6 protein-coding genes are annotated in these 7530 nt (G+C 60.7%); all 6 read left to right on the top strand.

Annotation, left to right across the window (positions count from 1 at the left end; all coding sequences use genetic code 11):
• Positions 1–420: 420 nt before the first annotated feature.
• The 6 genes from thrS to pheT all read left to right on the top strand — a co-directional run bounded on the left by thrS (position 421) and on the right by pheT (position 7525).
• On the top strand, positions 421–2340 hold the full coding sequence (gene thrS, locus B7Y64_RS11455; RefSeq protein WP_291324076.1) for a threonine--tRNA ligase: 1920 nt from the start codon (positions 421–423) through the stop codon (positions 2338–2340).
• Between the two features lie 80 nt (positions 2341–2420).
• A complete protein-coding gene (infC, locus tag B7Y64_RS11450; protein WP_081739365.1) occupies positions 2421–3029 on the top strand; it encodes a translation initiation factor IF-3 in 609 nt (202 codons plus the stop codon).
• A gap of 178 nt (positions 3030–3207) precedes the next feature.
• Positions 3208–3411, top strand: coding sequence for a 50S ribosomal protein L35 (gene rpmI / locus B7Y64_RS11445; RefSeq protein ID WP_024814879.1), 204 nt, complete (start codon positions 3208–3210; stop codon positions 3409–3411).
• Positions 3412–3435: 24 nt separating this feature from the next.
• A complete protein-coding gene (gene rplT, locus B7Y64_RS11440) occupies positions 3436–3795 on the top strand; it encodes a 50S ribosomal protein L20 (RefSeq protein WP_005795139.1) in 360 nt (119 codons plus the stop codon).
• Positions 3796–3896: 101 nt separating this feature from the next.
• On the top strand, positions 3897–4949 hold the full coding sequence (gene pheS, locus B7Y64_RS11435; RefSeq protein WP_291324077.1) for a phenylalanine--tRNA ligase subunit alpha: 1053 nt from the start codon (positions 3897–3899) through the stop codon (positions 4947–4949).
• 125 nt (positions 4950–5074) lie between these two features.
• On the top strand, positions 5075–7525 hold the full coding sequence (pheT, locus tag B7Y64_RS11430) for a phenylalanine--tRNA ligase subunit beta (protein WP_291324078.1): 2451 nt from the start codon (positions 5075–5077) through the stop codon (positions 7523–7525).
• Positions 7526–7530: the final 5 nt, after the last annotated feature.

The following is a 7530-nucleotide window of genomic DNA, read 5'->3' as shown; positions in this document are numbered from 1 at the left end:
GGCTACTTCGACGACGTGACCACCGTGATCCAGGGCGGCTCGTCCTCGGTGAAGGCCCTGACGGGTTCGACCGAAGAAGAGCAGTTCCACTGATCTGACGCGCCGCTGCGCCACCTGTGTGTGGCGTAGAACGCATCAAAAATACCGTTCAGAAAGCCCGAAGCGCATGCTTCGGGCTTTTTTTGTTGGCCGTAAGGTTAAAATGCAAGCAAATTCACTGCACAAGAGCGAGAAAGGCAATCTGGTTATGACACCGCGAACTACATCGGAGATGTTGACCGGCCGCTGAGGCTGGCTGTTCGCGCCTGCACGAGATTGCACACCTCCTCCAGATAGCGCGGACCTGTTCCGCGCTTTTTTGTTTCTGGGCCTGGCGCGTGCCCGCTCCCATTGCATTGTTTGAAAAGAAAGAGTTCTCCCATGATTCACATCACGCTTCCAGACGGTTCACAACGCGAATTTCCAGGGCCGGTCACGGTGGCCGAGGTGGCCGCCACGATTGGCGCGGGTCTGGCCAAGGCCGCTTTGGCCGGCAAGATCGGCGACAAGGTGGTGGACACCAGCCACCAGATCACGGCAGACAGCCCGCTGTCCATCGTCACGGCCAAGGACGCCGATGGCCTGGATGTGATCCGCCACTCCACGGCCCACTTGCTGGCCTATGCGGTGAAAGAGCTGTTCCCGGACGCGCAGGTCACCATCGGCCCGGTGATCGAGAACGGCTTCTATTACGACTTTGCCTACAAGCGCCCCTTCACGCCGGAGGACCTGGTGGCGATCGAGAAGCGCATGACCGAACTGGCTGCCAAGGACGAGCCCATCGTGCGCCGCGTGCTGCCGCGCGACGAGGCCGTGCAGTATTTCAAGGGCCTGGGCGAGCAATACAAGGCCGAAATCATTGCCAGCATTCCCAGCAATGAAGACGTGAGCCTGTACCGCGAAGGCAGTTTTGAAGACCTGTGCCGTGGCCCGCACGTCCCGAGCACGGGCAAGCTCAAGTTCTTCAAGCTCATGAAGGTGGCGGGCGCCTACTGGCGCGGCGACCACCGCAACGAGATGCTGCAACGCGTTTATGGCACGGCCTGGGCGACGAAGGACGAACTCCAGCAGTACCTGACCATGCTGGAGGAGGCCGAGAAGCGCGACCACCGCAAGCTGGGGCGCGAACTCGACCTGTTCCATATTGACGAACACTCGCCCGGCACGGTGTTCTGGCACCCCAAGGGCTGGACGCTGTGGCAGGAGGTGGAGCAATACATGCGCCGCGTGTACCGCGACAACGGCTACCAGGAGGTCAAGGGTCCGCAGATTCTGGACAAGACGCTCTGGGAAAAAACCGGTCACTGGGACAAGTACCGCGACAACATGTTCACGACCGAGAGCGAGAAGCGCGACTACGCCCTCAAGCCGATGAACTGCCCGGGCCACATCCTGATCTTCAAGCAGGGCATCAAGAGCTACCGCGACCTGCCCCTGCGCTACGGCGAGTTCGGCCAGTGCCACCGCAACGAGCCGACGGGCGGGTTGCACGGCATCATGCGTGTGCGCGGCTTCACGCAGGATGACGGGCACATCTTCTGTACTGAAGAGCACATCCAGCCCGAGTGCACGGCGTACACAGCCTTGCTGCAAAAGGTTTACAAGGACTTCGGCTTCGAGAACATCATTTACAAGGTGGCCACGCGCCCCGAGGCGCGCATTGGCTCAGACGAAAGCTGGGACAAGGCCGAGCATGCGCTGATGGAAAGCCTGCGGGCATCGGGCTGCGAGTTCGAGATCGCCCCGGGCGACGGCGCCTTCTACGGCCCCAAGATCGAGTACACGCTCAAGGACGCGATCGGGCGCCAGTGGCAGTGCGGCACCATGCAAGTGGACTTCTCCATGCCCGAGCGGCTGGACGCCGAATATGTGGGGGAAGACGGCGCCCGCCACCGGCCCGTCATGCTGCACCGCGCCATCGTGGGAAGCCTGGAGCGCTTCATCGGTATCCTGATAGAGCAGCACGCCGGGGCCTTGCCGGTTTGGCTGGCGCCGGTGCAGGTTGCAGTGCTCAACATCACCGACGCGCAGGGCGATTACTGTCGTGAAATTGCCGCAAAACTGCAAAAAGTGCTGCCCCATCAAGACCTTAGGGTGGCGCTCGATCTGCGCAACGAGAAGATTACGTATAAAATACGCGAGCATTCGTTGCAAAAGCTGCCTTACATACTCGTCGCTGGTGACAAGGAGAAGGCAGCAGGAGCCGTCGCAGTGCGCGCCCGGGGTAATCGAGATCTCGGCGTGATGTCCGTTGAAGCGTTCGCAGAGCTGATCGCCCAAGACATCGCTTCCAAAGTGTGATTTTGAAGGAAAACATGCTTTGGCGTGCGCCCATGGCACGGTTTTAGCTACTATTTTTGTAGCATTTTGATTCAAGGAAGATAGCCATCGCTACTGAATTTCGTGATCGTCGCCACCGTGAAGAGCGCAAGCACCGCCTGAACCGTGAAATCATGGCCCCTGAAGTCCGTCTTTCCGGGCCAGAGAATGAGCCTTTGGGCGTTGTGAGCTTGATGGAAGCCTTGCGCATGGCCGGCGAGTTGGACGTGGATCTGGTGGAGATCGCCGCGACGGCGAACCCCCCAGTGTGCCGCCTGATGGACTATGGCAAGTTCAAGTACCAGGAACAAAAGCGTGCTGCCGAAGCCAAGGCCAAGCAGACGGTCATCGAGATCAAGGAAGTCAAATTCCGTCCGGGTACGGACGATGGCGACTACAACATCAAGATGCGCAACATTCGCCGTTTTCTGGCGGATGGAGACAAGTGCAAGATCACGCTGCGGTTCCGCGGTCGTGAAATCACGCACCAGGAACTGGGTTTGGCCTTGCTCAATCGCATTCGCGACGAGTTGGCTGACACCATCCTGATTGAGCAGTTTCCCAAGCTGGAAGGCCGCCAGATGATCATGATGATCGCTCCTGGCAAGAAGAGGCCAGCTGCGCCCAAACCGGCTGCAGAAGCTGCTCCGGCCTCTGGCACTGCGGCCTGATGTGAAATGAATTTGAGGATTTGAGTGCCGAGCCCGCAATGGCGCGGCATTCGAAAAGGTGGTGCTTTGGCGCTGCCGAACGAGAGGCGAAAGTCTTTCGATAAAAGTGGCTCGGGGCCAACAAGTTTGCAGATCGGTTTGCAAACGCCTCACGAGCACAACGAAAAGGAGCATTCACATGCCCAAAATGAAGACCAAGAGCAGCGCGAAAAAACGTTTCCGCGTTCGTCCAGGTGGCACCGTCAAGCGCGGTCAAGCCTTCAAGCGTCACATCTTGACGAAGAAGACCACCAAGAATAAGCGCCATTTGCGTGGTGCGGTTGCTGTGCATGAGACCAATATGGCCTCGGTTGCACAAATGCTGCCCGGCATGGGCATTTAATAACGACGAACAAGGAGTACATACATGCCTCGCGTCAAACGTGGTGTAACGGCCCGTGCCCGTCACAAAAAAGTTCTCGCCCTTGCAAAGGGTTTCCGTGGTCGCCGCGGTAACGTCTTCCGGATCGCCAAACAGGCGGTAATGAAGGCTGGGCAATATGCTTACCGTGACCGCCGCACCAAGAAGCGCGTGTTCCGCCAGTTGTGGATTGCCCGTATCAACGCCGCTGCACGTGAACTGGGCCTGACCTACAGCCAGTTCGCCAACGGCCTGAAGAAGGCATCCATCGAGATCGACCGCAAGATGCTGGCCGACCTCGCCGTGCACGACAAGGCTGCCTTTGGCAGCATCGTGGAACAAGTCAAGGCCAAGCTGGCTGCTTGAGTTCATGATGGGCGGCTATCTTTTTGATAGCTGCCTGCGCAATAACAACAAGGGCTAGAGCTTGAAAAGGCGCTAGCCCTTGTTTATTTTCAAGAGTCGATATGAACGAGTTGGATTCCCTGGTCGAAAGCGCGACGCAGCTGTTTGCCCAAAGCGCCACCCCCGCTGATCTGGAAAATGCAAAAGCGCAGTTTCTGGGCAAGTCGGGCCGCTTGACGGAGCTCATGAAGGGCATGGCGCAGCTGTCGGTTGACGAAAAGAAGTCCCGCGGAGCCGCCATCAACGTCGCCAAACAGGCCATTGAGGCGGCCCTTATCGCGCGCCGCCAGGCGCTGGCCGACGCTGAGCTGCAGGTGCAGCTCAAGGCCGAAGCGCTGGACGTTAGCCTGCCCGGCCGCCAGCGCGGGCAGGGCGGTCTGCACCCGGTATCGCTGACGCTGGAGCGCATCCAGGGCATCTTCGGTTCCATGGGCTTTGATGTGGCCGAAGGCCCTGAAATCGAAACCGACTGGTTCAACTTCACCGCACTGAACACGCCGGAAGACCATCCTGCGCGTTCCATGCACGACACCTTCTATGTCGAGGGCGGCACTGCCAACGCCCCCAACCTGCTGCGCACCCACACCAGTCCCATGCAGATCCGCCACGCGGTGCAGCATGTCAAGCGCCACCGCGCACTGCTCGATGCCGGCCAATCCATGCCCGAGATCCGCGTCATCGCGCCGGGCCGCACCTACCGTGTGGACAGCGATGCCACGCACTCGCCCATGTTCCACCAGTGCGAAGGCCTGTGGGTTGGCGAGAACGTGAGCTTCAAGGATCTCAAGGTCATCTTCACGGCGTTTTGCCGCACCTTCTTTGAAAGCGATGACTTGGTGCTGCGTTTTCGGCCCAGTTTCTTTCCGTTCACCGAACCCAGCGCAGAGATCGACATCCAGTTCCAAACGGGCCCGCTGGCTGGCCGCTGGTTGGAGGTGGCCGGCTCGGGCCAGGTGCACCCCAACGTGGTGAGCAACATGGGGCTCGACCCCGAGAAATACATCGGTTTTGCGTTTGGCATGGGCCCTGACCGCCTGACCATGCTGCGCTATGGCGTGAACGACCTGCGCCTGTTTTTCGACGGCGACATCCGTTTCCTGTCGCAGTTCCAATAAAGCAAAAAAGTGAGCTGCTAGCGCCTTTATCCATTGGGTTTCAATATGTTTATATGTTGAAACCCAATAATGGCAAGCGCAAGCAGCTATCTTTTTAAAAGCTAACGCCAAAGAGTTTTCTCACTATGCAATTCCCCGAGTCCTGGTTGCGCGAATTTTGCAACCCCCCGCTGACCACCCAAGAACTCGCCGACACGCTGACCATGGCCGGCCTGGAGGTCGAAGAGCTGCGACCCGTGGCGCCGCCGTTTACCAACATTGTGGTGGGCGAAATCAAGGAAGCCGTGCAGCACCCCGATGCGGACCGCCTGCGCGTATGCCAGGTGGACGTGGGGCAGGGTGCCTTGCTCAACATCGTGTGTGGCGCGCCCAATGCGCGTGTGGGCATCAAGGTGCCGTGTGCGCTGGTGGGCGCCGAGTTGCCGCCCGGCGACGACGGCAAGCCGTTCCTCATCAAGGTGGGCAAGCTGCGCGGCGTGGAAAGCCAGGGCATGCTCTGCTCGGCCCGCGAACTCAAGCTGTCGGAAGACCATGGCGGCCTGCTGGAGCTGGACGCCTCTGCGCCGGTTGGCCAGGACATCCGTGCGCACCTGAATCTGGACGACACACTGTTCACGCTGAAGCTCACACCCAATCTGGCGCACTGCCTGAGTGTTTATGGCATTGCACGCGAAGTGTCCGCACTCACGGGCGTGCCTTGGGTGCAGCCGTTGTTTCCGGCGGTGAGTGCCCAACTGGCCGACAAGCTTGCCGTGAAGGTGAGCGCGCCCGACCTGTGCGGCCGCTTTTCTGGCCGTATCGTGCGCAACGTGAACACGCGCGCAGCCACCCCGCAGTGGATGCTGGACCGGCTGTCACGTTGCGGCCAGCGCGGTGTGTCGCCGCTGGTGGACATCTCGAACTATGTGATGTTTGAGCTGGGGCGCCCGTCGCATATTTTTGACCTGGACAAGATCCACGGCGGGCTGGATGTGCGCTGGGGCAAGCCGGGCGAGCAGCTCAAGCTGCTCAACGGCAACACCGTCACCCTGGACGACAAGGTGGGTGTGATCGCCGACGACAACCAGGTCGAGTCGCTGGCCGGCATCATGGGCGGTGATGCCACGGCGGTGTCCGATGACACCCGGCATATCTATATCGAGGCCGCCTTCTGGTGGCCCAAGGCGGTGGCAGGGCGCTCGCGCCGTTTCAATTTTTCGACCGATGCCGGCCATCGCTTCGAACGGGGTGTGGACCCGAGCCTGACGGTGGAACACATCGAACGCATCACCCAACTGGTCATCGATATCTGCGGCACGCCTGACACGGTGTGCGGCCCTATGGACGATCAGGCAGTGAACCTGCCGGTGCCCAAGCCCGTCACGCTGCGCGTGCTACGCGCCGCCAAGGTCATTGGCATGTCCTTGACGCAAGAGCAATGTGCTGGCGCCTTGCAGCGTCTGGGCCTGCCAGTGGTGCAGGGCGAAGGCACGCTCACGGTCACACCGCCCACCTTCCGCTTTGACATCACGATCGAGGAAGACCTGATCGAGGAAGTCGCGCGCATGGTGGGCTACAACAACCTGCCGACCACGCCGCCGCTGGCGCCCATCACGCCGAAGCTCGCAGCCGAAGCCACGCGCAGCCCGTTTGCCGTGCGCCGGTCTCTGGCCGGTCTGGGGTATCAGGAGACGATCAACTTCAGTTTTGTGGAAGAGCGCTGGGAGCATGAATTGGCCGCCAATGTGCAGCCCATCAAGCTGCTCAACCCGATTGCAAGCCAGATGAGCGTTATGCGCTCTACCTTGCTGGGTTCTTTGCTACAGGTTTTGAAGTTCAACCTGGACCGCAAGGCTGAGCGGGTGCGCGTGTTCGAGCTGGGCCGTGTGTTTTTGCGCGATGCCAGCGTGCGCAACACCGACACCACCGTGGAAGGTTTTCACCAACCCATGCGCGTGGCGGGTCTGGCCTATGGTCCCAATGACATGCTGCAGTGGGGCCGCAAAGAGCAGGTCATTGACTTCTTCGATGTGAAGGGCGATGTGGAGGCCTTGCTGGCGCCGTTGCGACCCACCTTCGAGCCAGGCGCCCACCCGTCCATGCATCCCGGTCGCTGCGCGCGCGTGCTGGTGAACGGGCGTGCCATCGGCTTTGTGGGCGAGTTGCATCCGCAATGGCGCCAGTCGTGGGACCTGCCCCAGGCGCCGGTGATGTTCGAGCTGGAGCTGGATGCCGTGCTGCAGCGGGTGGTGCCGCAGTTCCAGCCGGTCGCCAAGCACCAGGCGGTGGAGCGCGATCTGGCCGTGGTGGTGGCTGAGCGCGTGACGCATGCCGAGGTGATGGATGCCATCACCGCTGCCGTTCCTGGCACCATGCTGCGTTCGGCCGTGCTGTTTGATGTGTACCGGCCCAAGCCCTTGCGCGCTGGCGAATCTGCGCCCGCAGGTGGACTGGCTGCTGGCGAAAAGAGTCTGGCGGTGCGCCTGTCACTGGGCCGGGCCGAGGCCACCCTGACAGAAGCCGAGATCGACACGGCCGTGCAGGCCGTCGTGGCCCAACTGGTCGCCCGCACCGGTGGTCGGTTGCGTGTTGGATGAAAAAC

Source organism: Acidovorax sp. 35-64-16 (assembly GCF_002281195.1).
GTDB classification, from domain to species: domain Bacteria; phylum Pseudomonadota; class Gammaproteobacteria; order Burkholderiales; family Burkholderiaceae_C; genus Acidovorax; species Acidovorax defluvii.
The sequence above is the reverse complement of the archived record's forward strand: the minus strand, read 5'-3'. Positions and strand labels throughout refer to the sequence as shown.